Genomic DNA, 13,261 nt, shown 5'->3' on the forward strand with positions numbered 1-13,261 from the left:
GCGGGAGAGGCGCCGTACGACGCCGGCGCGGGCGCCCTGCGTGAGTTCGCCCGTCGCCGGCGTACGGCGGAGAGAGGCCTGCGCCGCGACGGGTGCAGGCGGCCGGCTGACCAGTCGGAGTTGATGGTCAGCGGCGAGAGTGGACCGAGGGGTCAGCGACAGACCGCGCTGGCGACACCCATGAGGTCGACCGCGCGGCGCTGGGTGAGGAGAGCGCTGCGGTTCATGCCTCCATACAACAGTAAATTAGTAGTCTTTGTCGAGTTAAAGACCGGATCATGAGATCGACGTCCGGCATCCGACCCGGAATCCGTGCCGGACGGCGTACGTTGCACCGACATGACCACCCTCGCAGTGACCGGCTCGACCGGCGCCCTCGGCGGAACCGTCGCCCGCCTCCTCACCGATCTCGCACCGCGCCTGATCGTCCGCGACGCCTCACGGGCACCGACCCTCCCGGGCAGCACCGTCGCCGTGGCGTCGTACGACGACGCAGTGGCGGCCGAGACTGCGCTGCGCGGTGTCGACGTGCTCTTCATGGTCTCGGCGGCCGAGTCGTCCACTCGGCGCGCGGAGCACCGCACGTTCATCGCGGCGGCCGCAGCCGCCGGGGTGCGCCACATCGTCTACACGTCGTTCGCGGGTGCGGCAGCGGACGCCACGTTCACCCTGGGCCGCGACCACCACGACGCCGAGGCCGCGATTCGCGAGTCCGGCATGGACTTCACGCTGCTGCGCGACAACTTCTACCTCGACGTACTGCCATTCTTCGCCGACGATTCGGGCGCGATCCGCGGGCCCGCGGGGAACGGTCGAGTCGCCGCGGTGGCCCGCGCCGACGTGGCCGACGTCGCGGCCGTCGTGCTCCGCGCACCACACGAGCACCGCAACGTCGCGTACGAGCTGACCGGCCCGGAGGCGCTCACCCTCGACGAGGTCGCGGCCCGCGCCGGCATCGTGCTCGGCCGCGAGCTGCGTTACGAGGAGGAGACCCTCGGGGAGGCCTATGCCTCGCGGCGCGCGGCGTACGACGTCGGGCAGTGGCAGCTCGACGCCTGGGTGAGCACCTACACCGCGATCGCCGACGGCTCCACCTCACGTGTCACCGGCGATGTCGAACGGCTCACCGGCCACCCGGCCCGCACCCTCGAACAGGCACTCTCCTAGAGGTCCTCGCCGTCGGCGCGGCGCACGTAGCTGTGGCCGTCGGGCAGGAACTTCGCCATGTGTCCCTCGAGCATGCGGTGCGCGGCCTCGGTGTAGATGCGGTCGTGGATGGCCAGGTTGAGCGGCGCATCCACCGCGCGGGTGAAGTCGATCGCCTCGGACACCTTCAGCCACGGGGCACTCGACGGCACCAGCAGCACGTCGACCCGCTGGTCGGGCAGGGTCAGCGCGTCACCGGGGTGGTAGACCGACTGCCCCTCGGACTCCACGACGTAGCCCGAGTTGAAGAACCGCGGGAACTCCGGGTGGATCACCGCGTGCAGCTCCCCCACGGCGCGCACCGGCAGGCCGGCGTCGAACGACTGGCCGGGCTCCACCACGGTGACCCGCTCGGCGACATCGGGCGCGTGCTCACGGATCTGCGCGGCCACGGCCTCGATGGTGAAGATCGGCGCGTCGGTGGCCCTGAGCCGACTCGCGTCGTAGTGGTCGGCATGCTCGTGGGTGATCAGCACGGCGGTGGCTCCGTCGACCGCCGAGGGTTCGGTGAACATTCCGGGGTCGAACACCAGGGCCTGGCCGCCGGCCTCGAGACGGACGCAGGCATGACCGAACTTCGTGATGCGCATGGCCCCACATTACGACCGGCGGCGGCACGCTGACGGCCGAATCAATTTCGGCCCAGTGTCGATTTGCGCCGGGTTCGCGCGTCATCACGGTGACAGACTGACCAGCGGAGAGAGGATCACACCATGACCAGGTACGTCGTACTCCTGCCCGGCGACGAGGCCAGTTGGGAGAACGCCACCGAAGAGGCGCGCCAACAGGTCTACGGACTTCACGAGGAGTTCGCGAGGCAGCTGGCCGAGCGCGGGCACACGATCGTCTCCGGCGCCGAGCTGACGCACTCGCGGGAGGCCAAGGTCGTCCGCCGCAGCGGCGAGCAGGTCGAGATCACCGACGGTCCGTACGCCGAGAGCGTGGAGCAGCTGACCGGGTTCTACATGATCGACAGCGACGACCTCGACGACCTGCTCCAGGTGGTCGCAGTTCTCGCCCCGACCGGCGGCGACGAACCGGTCGACATGGCCCACGCGCCCATCGAGGTGCGGGCCACGACGCATGAGGCGTCGGAGTGAAGATCCTCGTGCTGCTCGCCGAGCGTGATCCCGATGCGTGGCTGACCGCCTCGGAGGCCGACCGCACGGCCGGCTTCGACGCGCATCGGGCGTTCGACAAGGCGATCAAGGAACGCGGCGAGATCGTCGCCGCGGCGGCACTCGACGCGACGTCCACGGCCCGCACACTGCGCGCCGGCGTGCTCACCGAGGGGCCGTACGCCGAGAGCGTGGAGCAGCTGACCGGCTTCTACCTGATCGACGTCCCGTCCGTGGAAGACGCCCTCGAGCTGACCCGCATCCTGCCGGAGAACTACACGATCGAGGTGCGGCCCGCCGTCAAGATCGAGGGCTACGACGAGGAGTGAACGACGTCCTGGCGCAGGTCTGGCGCGACGAGTGGGGCCGGTTGCTGGCCCTGCTCGTCACCCAGTACCGACGCCTCGACCTGGCCGAGGACGGTCTCGGCGACGCCTTCGAGGCCGCGGCACGCACCTGGCCGGGCGACGGCGTACCGACGAATCCGCCTGCCTGGCTGTTGACCGCAGCCCGTCGACGCATCCTCGACCGGCTGCGTGCGGAGGCCGTCGCGGCGCGCAAGCTGCCACTGCTGGCGGTCGATTCCGACGCGGAGGAGTTGGTGGACATGGACGAGGTGCCCGACGAGCGCCTGCGCCTCGTGTTGCTGTGCGCCCACCCCTCCCTGCCGCGCGAGGCGGCCGCCGCGCTGACCCTGCGGCTGGTGCTGGGCGTGTCGACCGCCGACATCGCCCGCCTCTTCCTGGTGAGTACGCCGACCATGGCCGCACGTCTCACGCGGGCAAGGAAACGGCTCGCGAACGAACGCTTCGAGGTGCCCGACGACCTGGCCGAGCGGGTCGGGGTCGTGGCCGACGTGGCCTACCTGGCGTTCACCGCCGGCTACGCGCCCGGGTCCGGCGCCGACGTGCTGCGCGCGGATGTGTCGGGTGAGGCGATCCGACTGGTGCGCGTGTTGCGCTCCCTGCTGCCGGGCTCGGGCGACTGGTCCGACCTCGACGCACTGCTGGCACTGATGCTGATCCAGCACTCGCGGCGCGACGCCCGGGTGGCCGACGGGGAGTTGGTGCTCCTGCCCGACCAGGACCGCACCCGATGGCACCGGGACGAGATCGCGGAGGCCCTGCAGCTGTTGCTCCCGTTGGCCATGCGGCCCGCCACCTCCTACCTGCTCCAGGGGTTGATCGCCGCCGAGCATGCGGTGGCGGCGACCGCGGCCGACACCGACTGGTCGCGGATCGCCGGCCACTACGCCGAGCTCGAGCACCTGACCGGGTCCCCCGTCGTACGCCTCAACCGGGCGATCGCCGTGGCCGAGGCGGACGGGCCGCTGGCCGGGTTGGCCGTGCTCGACGGGCTCGAGCTGCCCGGTCACCGCCTGCCGGGCGCGCGGGCCGAGCTGCTGTCCCGCGCGGGGCGGACCGAGGAGGCCCGCCAGGAGTTCGACCGGGCGATCGACCTGTGCGACAACGACGCCGAGCGCTCCCACCTCGTCGCACGTCGCGCAATGTCCGATACTCCCTGACGTTCCGGTCCACCGATCGGGATACTCCCTGACGTTTCGGTCCTCGCGTCAGGTGTGTCAGGCGGTGAGGCCACCGTCGACGACCAGCACCTGGCCGGTGATGTAGGTGTTGGCCGGGTCGGTCAGGAACAGCACGGCCCGCGCCACGTCGGAGGGCTCGCCGAGGCGGCCGGCCGGCGTACGACGCGTGATCTGGGTCAGCTGCGTCTCATCGAGGCCGTGGCTCATCTCGGTGCGCAGGTAGCCCGGCGCGACGCTGTTCACCGTGATGCCGCGCGAACCCAGCTCGCGGGCCAGGCCCCGGGTCATGCCGTCGAGGGCGGCCTTGGTCGCGCTGTACATCGAGAGCCCTCGGTAGCCCGACATCCCGACCACCGAGGACACGTTGACGATCGAGCCGGAGCGGCGGGCCAGCATCACGCGCGAGGCGGCGCGGGTGACGTACGCCGTGCCCTTGATGTTGAGGTCGACGACCTGGTCGATCTGGTCGTCGCTGAACAACGCGATCACGCCCTCGGGGGCGACACCGGCGTTGTTGACGAGCACGTCGATGCGCCCGCGGCGACGCGCGACGTCCTTCACCCAGGCGTCGGCGGCCGCGGAGTCGGAGACGTCGACCGAGGCGAAGCCGAAGTGGTCGGGGAACTCCTTGGCCCACAGGTCGACCTGGTCGGTGGCGGACCGCGAGCAGGTCTCGACGACGTACCCGGCGGCGAGGTAGGCCTCGACCAGCCCGGCGCCGAGGCCCTTGCTGCCGCCGGTGATCAGGGCGACGCGGGTCTCTTCGGGTGCGGTCACGGTTCCATCCTTCTCACTGTTTTCTGGCCCTGCGTGGCGATGGCCTCGACAAGGGTGATGCTGCGCGGGTGCCACGCGCGGGGCAGGTCGGCGACGGCGGCCTTGACCTGCCGTCGCAGTTCTTCCTCGTCGGTGCCGTTCACGGCGACGACCTCGGCCGCCACGATCGCACCGGTGAGCTTGTTGGCGCGACCGAACACCCGCGCCGCCGCCACCGAGGGCAGCGCGATGATCGCGTTCTCCACAGGCAGCGGGTGCACCTTGACCCCGCCGACGTTGATCACGTCGGAGTCGCGGCCACGGAACTCGACGCGGTCGCCGACGATCTCCACGAGGTCGCCGGTGGGCTTCCACGCGTCGTCGGCCGGGACGTCGGGGCGCCCCGCGTAGCCGAGCATTCCGGCCGTACGCCGGACGTGCAGCTCGCCGTCGACGATCTTCAGGTGGGCCTCGGGATTCTCGACGGAGACGAGCTTGTCGACGCCGAACCCGGCCCGGCCGTCACCGACCGAGACAATCGAGCCGAACTCGGTCGAGGCATAGACCTGCGAGATGCGCGCGGTCGGGAAGGTGCGCTCGAGGTCGGCCAGGAGGTCCGGTGGGATCGCCTCGCCGCCGAGGGTGATCTGCTCCAGCTCCGGGAGCTCGACGCCGCGGCTGCGAGCCTCGGTCAGCAGGAACCGCCAGTATGTCGGGGTGGCGCTCACACAGGTCACGTCGTGCTGCAGCAGCGCGTCGAGCCCGTCGCGCGGTTGACGCGGGAACGGCGCGACCAGGGTCGCCTGCGCGGCCACGACGTGCTGGAGCACCTGGATGCCGGCGAACTGCTGGGGCCCGTAGGCCAGCAGCCAGCGCTGGTGCGGTCGCGGGGCCACGGCCTCGACGGTGCGGGCCAGGATCTCCCAGTCGTGCCGGGCCGCCTTGGGCTCGCCGGTCGTGCCGGTCGTCCTGATCAACACCCGACCCGTCGCTTGTTTCGGTCGACCCGTCGCTTGTTCTGAAACTGGCGACGGGTCGATGAGAACTGGCGACGGGTCGATGAAGACTGGCGACGGGTCGGCGAGTTCGAGGAGGTCCGGGCGGCGGGTCACGACGAGCGTGTGGTCGAACGCGGCCAACTGGGGCAGGAGCTCACCGACAGGGGTGTCGGGCTGGTACTGGCAGGCCTCGACGCCGGCCAGCGCCGCGCCGGCCAGCAGCCGCAGGACCCACGCGGCGTCCGGCTCCACGATCGCGACCCGACGCACGCCTGCCAGACGAACTGGCGACGGGTCACCAACAACTGGCGACGGGTCGACACGAACTGGCGACGGGTCGGCGAAGGCGGCGGCCACGGCGTGGGCGTCACGCAGGAGCTCGGCATACGTCAGGGAACCCTCGGGCGTGACCACCGCGACCTGGTCGGGCGCGGCAGCCGCGGCACGCGAGAGGAGTCGGATCATGCGGGCGCAGCGACCTCGTAGAACGCCAGGATGTCGCCGACGGTCTGCGGCAGCTCATCACCGGAGGAGAACGGGTCGTTGCCGAACTCGTCCTCGAGCATGGCGGACAGCTCGGCCGCCTCGAGGGAGTCGAGCTCGAGCCCGTCGCCGTACAGGCCGGTGGTCGGGGAGACGTCGTCGGTGCTCTTGTCGGCACGCGTGAGGAACTGCGTGATCACCGCGAGGGTCTTGTCCTGATCGGTCACGGTCGGGCCTTCCTTCTGAGGGTCAAGTGTGTGGGTCACTGCGACGCCTTTGTCGCGGCGAGTATTCCGTAGCCGAGGGTGCCGTCGTTCCAGAACGCCTCGAGCACGTGCGTGGCCTGCACGAAGTCGGTGACGCCCTGTTCGCCGAGGAGGCCGGTGAGGGTGTCGGTGTGAGCGTCGACATTGGCACGCCACGCGGCGAAGGTGGGCAGGGTCTCGGCGGAGACGTCGGTCGCCTCCAGCACGGTCATGCCGAGCGCCTCGAGACGCGAGGCGTAGTCCTCGAGTGGCTCCATGTGCGCGTCGCCGAACGCGGCACGCAGGGTCGCGAAGTCGTGGCGCCGGTCGCGCACCTCGAGGAACGGGATCTCGCGCTTGCGGATGATGTCGCACAGCACCAGCCGACCCTCAGGGGCCAGCACGCGCACCGACTCCGACAGCAGGCCGGCCCGGTCACGCATCAGGTGCGAGGACTCCAGCGCCCACACCACGTCGTACGACGAGTCGGGCAGCCCGTTCGACGTCCCGTCACGCTGCTCGAAGCGGGCGTCGACACCGCGGGAGCGGGCCAGCGCGGTGGCCGCTGCGACTCCGCTGGCCGACGTCGTGATGCCGAGGACCTTCGCCCCGAGCTGCTCCGCCAGGTCGCACGACTGGCGGCCGGTGCCGCACCCGATGTCGAGCACGCGGTCGCCCTCGCCGATTCCGGCCAGCTCGAGCATCTCGGAGGTCAGCGCACCGGTCGCCACGTCGAGCGCGGTGGTCGGCGTCGCGAAGTGCCCGTAGTGGAACTCCTCGCCCATGATCAGCGTCCACGCCTCGTGCACGCGGTCATAGTGCGCGGCGGGCTGGGTGCTCATGCGGGTGCTCCTTGGCTGGTCGTGAGGCGGACTCTGGTTTCGAGATGGTCGCAGAACGACCTCCTCAACCAGCGGGGGTTTGTGGATATGGTGTCGCGGTGCGCCTCGCCCTTGCCGTCCTGATGATCGTGCTGCCCCAGCGCCTCAAGCACCTGCTGGCCCGTCATGTGCTGAAGTGGGACGTCGACCCCACGGCGTACATCGGGCGCAGCCTGGTCATGGTCCGCAAGGTCACCCTCGGGCCGGGCTCCAGCATCGGCCCGATGAACATCATCCGCGACCTCGAGGAGCTGCGGCTCGGGGAGGGCGCGAGCATCGCGACCCGCAACCGGATCGCCGGGATCCCGCTGGCCTCCACGGTGTTCAAGAAGCCGAACCGCAACCCGAGCCTGGTCCTCGGCGACTACGCGATGATCACGGTGGCCCACGAGCTCGACTGCTCCGACCTCATCGAGCTCAAGGAGTACGCCGTGGTGGCGGGCTTCCGCTGTTCGATCCTGACCCACAACCTGAACCTCGTGAAGGACCGCTTCGAGAGCAAGCCGGTGGTGCTCGGCGCGCGCAGCGTGGTGATGTCGAACTGCACCCTGCTCAGCAGCAGCGTGCCGGACCGCTCGATCATCTCGGCCGGCTCGGTCGTCACGACTCCGTTGACCACGAACCTGACGCTCTACCGCGGCAACCCGGCCGAGGCAGTCCGTTCGCTGCCGGAGAGCCTGAAGTTCTTCCACCGCGTGGGCCTGCAGGCGCAGATCGCCGACGAGGTCGCGGCGCTGAAGAAGGAGACGCTGCAGGGAGAGGTGTGAGTCAGCGGACAGCAAGCTGCAGGATCTCCTCGAACTTGTCGGCGCAGCCGTCGAGCGCGAACTCCTGCTCGGCCAGGAAGCGCGACTTCTCCCCGAGCTCGTCGCGCAGCTCCCGATCGGCGATGACCTCGCGCACCCACTCCGCAGCGGCCGGCAGCGACTCGGCATCGGGCGGCAGGACGCAGCCGTCGACCGACGCGATCATGCCGGCGGCCAGGTTCTCCGAGGGCATCAGGCCGAGCACCGGGCGTCCCGCACACAGGTAGGACAGCGTCTTGGAGGGTACCGAGAACGCGCCGGCGTCCTGCTCGAGCAGCACCACCAGAAGGTCGCCCGAGCCGAGCACCTCCGGCAGCCGGTCGTAGGGCTGGAACGGCAGCAGGGTCAGGGGGACGTCGAGGCGCGCCGCGGCGTCACGGAGCACGTCGACCGCGGGGCCCTCGTTGACCACCACGAGGCGCACCGGCTGGCCGCCGTCGATGACCTCACGGGCCAGGCCGACCAGCAACGCCGGGTTGTGCTTGAGGCCGAGCGTGCCGGAGTAGAGCAGCGTCTTCACGTCGTCGAGCTCGTGGTCGACGGCCCAGTCGTTCTTGCGGTCGACCGGGTAGATCTCGTCGAGCGGCGCCCAGTTGGGGATCACCGTCGTCTTGTCGGAGGTGCCCCACTGGCGGTGCACGTCGAGGAACGACTCGGCGATCACGACCACGGCTGCCGCGCGCCGGGAGCACCACTTCTCCCCGGCCTCAATCGCCTTGCCCACAAGGGCAAACCCACGCGAGAGCTGCTTGCCGGCGAACGACTTGATGGCCACCGCCTGCACGTCCTGGTGCCACAGCACCCACGGCGTGCGGCGTACGAGGAGGAACGCCGCGAAGACCACCAGGGTCGGGATGGGGGCGTTGGCCACCATCACCGTGTCGGGACGTTCGGCGCGGGCCAGCCGGGCCAGCTCGAGGCCGAACCGCAGCTCCTGGACGAGGCGGCGGGCGAAGGCGAGCTTCTCGATCTTCTCGCCCTGGCCGATCGGCCGGAACCGGAGCGTCTCCCCCGCCTCCGCGGCCAGGTGGCCCTTGCCCGAGCTGTAGGCGTCGCACCACGAGTGGGTCACGTCGTGGCCGCGCCCGGCCAGCTCGCGGCTGAGCTCGACCTGGAAGGGGTGTCCGGCGTAGTCGTGGACGAGGACGCGCATGATCAGCCGATCGAACGCTTCACCTGGTCGAAGACCCAGGCGTACGTCGAGGCGAGGCCGTCGGCCAGCGAGATCGACGGCGCCCAGCCGTAGGTCTCCTGGATCTGGGTGTTGTCACTGTTGCGGCCACGCACACCCTGCGGTGCGTCGAGCTTGTGGTTGCGCTCGCACCGGATGCCGGCGATGCCCTCGACGATGTCGACCAGCTGGTTGATCGAGACGAGCTCGTCGGAGCCGAGGTTGACCGGGGCGTTCGAGTCGCCGGCCAGGATCATCTGCGAGCCCTTGAGACAGTCGTCGATGTACATGAACGAGCGGGTCTGCTCGCCGTCGCCCCAGATCTCGATCTGGTGCTCGCCGGTGATCGCGGCGGTGGCGATCTTGCGGCACACGGCGGCCGGAGCCTTCTCGCGACCGCCCTCCCACGTGCCCTCGGGGCCGTAGACGTTGTGGTAGCGCGCGATCCGGGTGGTGAGCCCGAAGTCCTCTTCGAAGTGGCGGCACATCCGCTCGGTGAAGAGCTTCTCCCAGCCGTAGCCGTCCTCCGGCATGGCCGGGTAGGCGTCGGCCTCCTTGAGGGCGGTGATGTCGGTGTCGGTCTGCTTGTCCGCGGCGTACACGCAGGCGGACGACGAGTAGAAGTAGCGTTGCACGTCGTGCTCGCGGGCGGCCTGCAGCATGTGCGTGCTGGTCAGCACCGTCAGCATGCAGAGGGCCTTGTTGTTCTCGATGAAGCCCATGCCACCCATGTCGGCGGCCAGCATGTAGACCTCCTCGGCGCCCGCAGTCTGCGTCATCGCGGTGTCGAGCAGGGAGAGGTCGCCGACGACGTTCTCGGCGTCGGGGTGCACCTGGTACCACTCGGACTGCGGCTTCACGTCGACCGAGCGAACGGTCTTTCCCTGTCGCAACAGGTCGGCCACGAGGTGGCCTCCGATGAACCCGCCGCCACCGGCGACCAGGACATCCACGGGTTTCGACACGACAGCCCTCCAAGCGACTGGACAACGGTATGGAGAGGCCCCCGGCCCTCACGGAAGACTTCAACGACCCGGTTACCGGATGGTTATGCTTCTCGGGTTCACGAACCGGAAGGCTCCGTTCCCTGATGGCTGTCCAGACCTGCCCCGCCTGCCACTCGCGCGGACTGCACCCCTATCCGGTGTCCCGGCGCACCGGGCGACGCAACTTCCGCTGCACCTCCTGCGGCCTGGTCGGCTGGGGGCAGCGCGACGAGCTGGCGCCGGTCGAGACCGTCGGGCTCGACACGATCTCGGTCGAGCAACGCGAGGCGTGGTTCCAGCTCAAGCGCGACGGCGTCACCGCCGCCGCATGGGCCGAGACCCTCGACGAGCTGTCATCCCGCCTTGGTCTCGAGACAGGCGCCGGCCAGCCGAAGATCTACGACATCGGCGCCGGCGACGGAGCGTTCCTCGACTTCGCCAGGTCACGCGGGTACGACGTCGGGGGCAACGAGCTGCTCGAGGCGGCCATCGAGATCGCGCGTTCGAAGTTCGACATCGACCTCGACCTCGGCGACCTCTCGGCCCTCGACCTGCCTGCAGCGAACGACGCCGTGACCCTGTGGTGCGTGCTGGCCCACGTGCCCTCCCCCGACGAGCTCCTCGACGAGTGCTTCTCGCTGCTGAAGCCCGGCGGCGTGCTCTTCCTGCAGACGCCGTACCGCTGCACGATCGACGCGATGGCACTCGGCGCGCTCCGGGCCTCGCGCGGACGGGTCAGCCGCTGGGTCGACCGCCGCATCGCGCAGCACCACTGGCTCCTGCACACCCGCCGCAGCATGACCGTCGCGTTGGAACGCGCGGGCTTCGTCGACGTACAGGTCACGCCGCAGGCGCGCTACTCGCTGCAGGCCGCGCCCTACCTCGCCTCGCTCGGCCTCAAGGGACGCGGCGGCGAAGTCGTCTCCAAGGGCGTGGATCGCCTGCTGGACAAGGGATTGGCGCCACGCATCGTGCTCGACGTCTATGCCCGACGCCCGCTCGCGGCCACTCCCGGCCAGGCGCTGACCGCATGAAGCGGGCCTTCATCACCGGGATCACCGGCCAGGACGGCTCCTACCTCGCCGAGCTGCTCCTCGAGAAGGGGTACGACGTCCACGGGCTGGTGCGGCGCGCCTCGACGCTGAACCGCAGCCGCATCGACCACCTGCACGACAACCCGCACCTGACGCTGCACTACGGCGACCTGACCGACGGGGTCAGCCTGGTCAACCTGATCCACAAGATCGAGCCGCACGAGGTCTACAACCTGGGCGCGCAGAGCCACGTGAAGGTGTCCTTCGAGATGCCCGAGTACACCGCCTCGACCGACGCCGTCGGCACCCTCCGGTTGCTCGAGGCGATCCGCGCCGCCGGCATCGACTGTCGCTTCTACCAGGCCTCCACCTCAGAGATGTTCGGCGCGACGCCGCCTCCGCAGAGGGAGTCGTCGGCGTTCTACCCGCGGTCGCCGTACGGCGCGGCGAAGCTCTACTCGCACTGGGTGACGGTGAACTACCGCGAGGCCTACGACCTGTTCGCGGTCTCGGGAATCCTCTTCAACCACGAGTCCCCGCGGCGCGGTGAGTCCTTCGTGACCCGCAAGATCACGCTCGGCGCGGCCGCCATCAAGCTCGGCGTCAAGGACCGGCTCGACCTCGGCAACCTCGACGCGGTGCGCGACTGGGGCTACGCGCCGGAGTACGTCGAGGGCATGTGGCGGATGCTCCAGCGCGACGTGCCCGACGACTACGTCCTGGCCACGGGCGTCGGCACCTCGGTGCGCGAATTCTGCGCCGCCGCCTTCGCCCACGTCGGGCTCGACTGGGAGGAGCACGTCACCCACGACTCCCGCTACGAGCGCCCGACCGAGGTCGACGCGCTCATCGGCGACGCGTCGAAGGCCCAGTCGCTGTTGGGCTGGAAGGCCGCGACCCTGCCCGACGAGCTGGCGCGCATCATGGTTGACGCCGACCTGGAGAAGATGGCGCGGCTGATCGAGCGATGACCGGCCGCACGCACCTGGTCACCGGGGTCGGCGGGCAGGACGGCATCCTGCTGGCCCGGCACCTCCTTGCCGCGGGCGACCGGGTGATCGGCACGGTCACGACCCACGACGACCCTCGGCTGGCGGTCTACCTGCCCGGCGTCACCCTCGAGGAGCTCGACGTGCGATCGACCGCGTCCTTCGAGTCGCTGGTCCGCCAGCACCGCCCCGACGCCGTCCACAACCTGGCCGCACTGTCGTCGGTCGGCGCGTCCTGGGACTCCCCCGAGCTGACCGATGCGGTCAACCACCGGGCGGTGCTCGGGATGCTGTCGGTGATCAGCTCGTCCGGCATGGACTTCATCCAGGCCTCGTCGTCCGAGATCTTCGGCCCGGTCGAGGCCGGAGCCGTCACCGAGGACACTCCGCTCAACCCGGTCAGCCCGTACGGCGAGGCGAAGACACACGCCCACGTGGCCGTGGCCGAGGCGCGCACCGCCGGCGCCCGGGCCAGCAACCTGGTGCTCTTCGGGCACACCAGTCCCCTGCACGACGCGGGTTTCGTGCTGCCCACCATCGCCCGCCAGGCCGCCGAGGTCGCTCTGGGCCGGGCCGACGGGATCGCCCTGCGCGACCCGTCGGTGACCCGCGACTGGGGTGCCGCCGCCGACCACGTCCGGGCGTTCGCGCTGGCGGTGGGTGCGCCGTACGGCGAGTACGTGATCGCGACTGGTCGGACGCACCGCCTCGCCGACGTCGCGGCGTGGGCCCTCGAGGCAGCCCGCGCCGACCCGTCGCCAGTTCCGGACGACCCGTCGCCAGTTCCGGACGACCCGCAAAACTCACGACGGGTCGATCAGAACTCACGACGGGTCGTCCGGGCGTCGGGTGAACAGGCGCGACGAAACGACTTCGGCGGCGCGTACGGCGACTCGACGCGCGCCGCGACCAACCTGGGCTGGTGGCCGACGATCACCCTGCGCGAGACGATCGAGCAGATGGTGCGCGCCGAGCTGGCCAGACTCCGCACCGGAGTGGCCGACGCGGTGACCTACCTCGATCCGGTCTGACCGCCGAGCCA

At 70.2% G+C, this 13,261-nt stretch carries 15 protein-coding genes; 8 read left to right on the forward strand and 7 right to left on the reverse strand.

Translation table 11 applies throughout. The features are described 5' to 3' along the window. Nucleotides 1-339 precede the first annotated feature (339 nt). The gene (locus tag ASD30_RS14500) at nt 340-1,167 is read left to right on the forward strand and encodes an NAD(P)H-binding protein (protein WP_056685025.1); all 828 of its coding nucleotides are present in this window, start codon (nt 340-342) and stop codon (nt 1,165-1,167) included. Here ASD30_RS14500 and ASD30_RS14505 read toward each other — a convergent pair. Beyond that, nucleotides 1,164-1,796 carry an MBL fold metallo-hydrolase gene (locus tag ASD30_RS14505; protein WP_056682679.1) on the reverse strand — a complete coding sequence of 211 codons (633 nt, stop codon included), beginning with the start codon at nt 1,794-1,796 and terminating at the stop codon, nt 1,164-1,166. The genes ASD30_RS14500 and ASD30_RS14505 overlap by 4 nt on opposite strands. Before the next feature lie 123 nt (nt 1,797-1,919). On the opposite strand from ASD30_RS14505, the gene ASD30_RS14510 reads away from it, so the two are divergent. From ASD30_RS14510 to ASD30_RS14520, 3 genes are read left to right on the forward strand one after another with little or no spacing between them, the layout of a single operon-like run. Next, nucleotides 1,920-2,306 carry a YciI family protein gene (locus tag ASD30_RS14510; RefSeq protein WP_082563844.1) on the forward strand — a complete coding sequence of 129 codons (387 nt, stop codon included), beginning with the start codon at nt 1,920-1,922 and terminating at the stop codon, nt 2,304-2,306. Continuing rightward, nucleotides 2,303-2,653 carry a YciI family protein gene (locus tag ASD30_RS14515; protein ID WP_056682681.1) on the forward strand — a complete coding sequence of 117 codons (351 nt, stop codon included), beginning with the start codon at nt 2,303-2,305 and terminating at the stop codon, nt 2,651-2,653. Before ASD30_RS14510 ends, ASD30_RS14515 begins: the two co-directional genes overlap by 4 nt. Continuing rightward, a complete protein-coding gene (locus ASD30_RS14520) occupies nt 2,650-3,849 on the forward strand; it encodes an RNA polymerase sigma factor (protein WP_056682683.1) in 1,200 nt (399 codons plus the stop codon). Before ASD30_RS14515 ends, ASD30_RS14520 begins: the two co-directional genes overlap by 4 nt. A gap of 57 nt (nt 3,850-3,906) precedes the next feature. On the opposite strand, the gene ASD30_RS14525 is transcribed toward ASD30_RS14520, so the two are convergent. Genes ASD30_RS14525 through ASD30_RS14540 form a run of 4 tightly spaced genes read right to left on the reverse strand, consistent with a single transcriptional unit; the run spans nt 3,907 to nt 7,194 of the window. After that, nucleotides 3,907-4,647, reverse strand: a complete 741-nt coding sequence (locus tag ASD30_RS14525; protein ID WP_056682689.1) for an SDR family NAD(P)-dependent oxidoreductase — start codon at nt 4,645-4,647, stop codon at nt 3,907-3,909. Beyond that, nucleotides 4,644-6,089, reverse strand: coding sequence for an AMP-binding protein (locus ASD30_RS14530; protein WP_056682692.1), 1,446 nt, complete (start codon nt 6,087-6,089; stop codon nt 4,644-4,646). Before ASD30_RS14530 ends, ASD30_RS14525 begins: the two co-directional genes overlap by 4 nt. Beyond that, nucleotides 6,086-6,334 carry a phosphopantetheine-binding protein gene (locus ASD30_RS26910; RefSeq protein ID WP_056682699.1) on the reverse strand — a complete coding sequence of 83 codons (249 nt, stop codon included), beginning with the start codon at nt 6,332-6,334 and terminating at the stop codon, nt 6,086-6,088. The genes ASD30_RS14530 and ASD30_RS26910 overlap by 4 nt, the downstream gene beginning before the upstream one ends. Nucleotides 6,335-6,369: 35 nt before the next feature. Continuing rightward, nucleotides 6,370-7,194 (reverse strand): SAM-dependent methyltransferase, encoded by an 825-nt coding sequence (locus tag ASD30_RS14540; RefSeq protein WP_056682703.1) that lies wholly within the window; start codon nt 7,192-7,194, stop codon nt 6,370-6,372. A 98-nt stretch (nt 7,195-7,292) separates the two neighbouring features. Between ASD30_RS14540 and ASD30_RS14545 the strand changes: the two genes are divergently transcribed. Then, nucleotides 7,293-8,000, forward strand: a complete 708-nt coding sequence (locus ASD30_RS14545) for a hypothetical protein (protein WP_056682705.1) — start codon at nt 7,293-7,295, stop codon at nt 7,998-8,000. 1 nt (nt 8,001) lies between these two features. Here the strand turns inward: ASD30_RS14545 and ASD30_RS14550 are convergent, their stop codons facing one another. Both ASD30_RS14550 and ASD30_RS14555 read right to left on the reverse strand, forming a co-directional pair. Continuing rightward, nucleotides 8,002-9,192 carry a glycosyltransferase family 4 protein gene (locus ASD30_RS14550; protein WP_056682706.1) on the reverse strand — a complete coding sequence of 397 codons (1,191 nt, stop codon included), beginning with the start codon at nt 9,190-9,192 and terminating at the stop codon, nt 8,002-8,004. 2 nt (nt 9,193-9,194) lie between these two features. Then, nucleotides 9,195-10,175, reverse strand: coding sequence for an NAD-dependent epimerase/dehydratase family protein (locus ASD30_RS14555; RefSeq protein ID WP_056682707.1), 981 nt, complete (start codon nt 10,173-10,175; stop codon nt 9,195-9,197). A gap of 125 nt (nt 10,176-10,300) precedes the next feature. Here ASD30_RS14555 and ASD30_RS14560 point away from each other — a divergent pair, with 125 nt between their 5' ends. From ASD30_RS14560 to ASD30_RS14570, 3 genes are read left to right on the forward strand one after another with little or no spacing between them, the layout of a single operon-like run. Next, on the forward strand, nt 10,301-11,230 hold the full coding sequence (locus ASD30_RS14560) for a class I SAM-dependent methyltransferase (protein ID WP_056682710.1): 930 nt from the start codon (nt 10,301-10,303) through the stop codon (nt 11,228-11,230). Beyond that, entirely contained in the window at nt 11,227-12,201 is a 975-nt protein-coding gene (gene gmd / locus ASD30_RS14565; RefSeq protein WP_056682715.1) for a GDP-mannose 4,6-dehydratase, read from the forward strand. Before ASD30_RS14560 ends, gmd begins: the two co-directional genes overlap by 4 nt. Continuing rightward, a complete protein-coding gene (locus ASD30_RS14570) occupies nt 12,198-13,250 on the forward strand; it encodes a GDP-mannose 4,6-dehydratase (RefSeq protein WP_056682718.1) in 1,053 nt (350 codons plus the stop codon). The genes gmd and ASD30_RS14570 overlap by 4 nt, the downstream gene beginning before the upstream one ends. Nucleotides 13,251-13,261: the final 11 nt, after the last annotated feature.

Source organism: Nocardioides sp. Root140 (assembly GCF_001426745.1).
GTDB lineage: Bacteria > Actinomycetota > Actinomycetes > Propionibacteriales > Nocardioidaceae > Nocardioides.